Genomic DNA, 1448 nt, shown 5'->3' with positions numbered 1-1448 from the left:
AGCTTCACCTGATTTCTCCCAGGAGGCCCCGGCCTTCAGGCCGGGGAGGAATGGGTCCTTGGGGCGGAGGCGCGGAGCGCCGGAGCTCGGTTCGCATCTGGTCTGACCTGCCCTTTCGGCTGTTGTCAGTGGTCGGGGATAGGTTGTTGGGATGGTGACGACACCGATCGCGGGGGTTGCCGGGCATGCCCGGTGGACGTTTCGTGTCCGTGTGTCGTCCACCGCGCTCACTGCCTTGATGGCGGAGTGGGACCGGTGCCGTTGGATCTGGAACGAGTGCTGCGCGAAGTCGAAGCAGACGCATCTGTGGAACAAGGACCGGCCCGAGGGGACGGACAAGCGGACCTGCGGCCCGGCGCAGCTCGACAAGATGCTGACCGAAGCCCGCACCGTGAACGCCTGGCTTCGTGAAGGGTCCTCGGTTGTGCAGCAGCAGGTGATCCGGGATTTCGGGAAGTCCCGGGCCAAGGCGCAGAAGGACATCAAGGACCGGTTGCCGGTGCGGCAGCGGGCCGGGATGCCGAGGTGGAAGACGAAGCGGGAAGCGCTGCCGTCGCTCAACTACACCAAGCGGGGCTTTCGGTTGAAGGACGGCCGCCTGCACCTGGCGGGCGGCATCGTCCTGACGGTGGTGTGGTCGCGGGAGCTTCCGGCCGGTCCGTCCAGCGTGCGTGTCCATCAGGACGGTCTCGGGCACTGGTACTGCTCGTTCGTCGTCCCCGCCGAGGTCGAGCCGCTTCCTGAAACCGGCGCGGTGATCGGCGTGGACTGGGGCGTGAAGGAGACCGCGACCACCACCAGCGATGCCCACGACCTCCCGCACGCCGAGCACGGCAAGAAAGCCGCCGCCCGCCTCGCGCACCACCAGCGGATGATGGCCCGCCGGAAACCGCCGAAGGGCAAGTCCGGGTCGAAGGGCTACCGGCAGGCGAAACGGCAGACCGCGAAGCTGCACAAGAAGGTTGCCCGGCAACGTCAGGACACCGGCCGCAAGTGGGCCAAGTCCGTGGTCCGCGATCATGATGCCGTGGCGGTCGAGGACTTCCGCCCGAAGTTCCTCGCCAAGACGACCATGGCCCGCAAGGCCGCCGACGCGGCCATCGGCGCCACCAAGACGGCCCTGATCGAGATGGGCCGCAAGCACGGACGGACCGTGCACCTGGTACACCCCGCGCACACCACCATGGACTGCGCGCAGTGCGGAGCGAGAACCAAGCACGCACTACCTCTCTCAGAACGAACCTACGCCTGCACCGCGTGCGGAGCCGTATCCCCCCGGGATAAGAACTCCGCCCGCGTGACGCTGGTCCGGGCTGGTCTCAACCCGGCTGGTGCTGATCGCGTAAGACCAGACGGGGCGCTGCTCCGTCTGGCGGCGTGAGCCAGAAATCCCCGATCAGCCCTGGAGGGTGAGGAATCCCCTCCCTTCAGGGAGGGGAGGATTCAAT

At 67.3% G+C, this 1448-nt stretch carries 1 protein-coding gene; it reads left to right on the top strand.

Going from position 1 to position 1448, the window contains the following annotated elements; all coding sequences use genetic code 11:
* Positions 1-151: 151 nt before the first annotated feature.
* Positions 152-1381, top strand: a complete 1230-nt coding sequence (locus AB0O21_RS40445) for a transposase (RefSeq protein ID WP_365181025.1) — start codon at positions 152-154, stop codon at positions 1379-1381.
* Positions 1382-1448 lie beyond the last annotated feature (67 nt).

The sequence above is a fragment of the Streptomyces sp. NPDC091371 genome (genome assembly GCF_040684275.1).
Taxonomy (GTDB): domain Bacteria; phylum Actinomycetota; class Actinomycetes; order Streptomycetales; family Streptomycetaceae; genus Streptomyces.
This window is presented reverse-complemented; position numbering and strand designations above follow the sequence as displayed.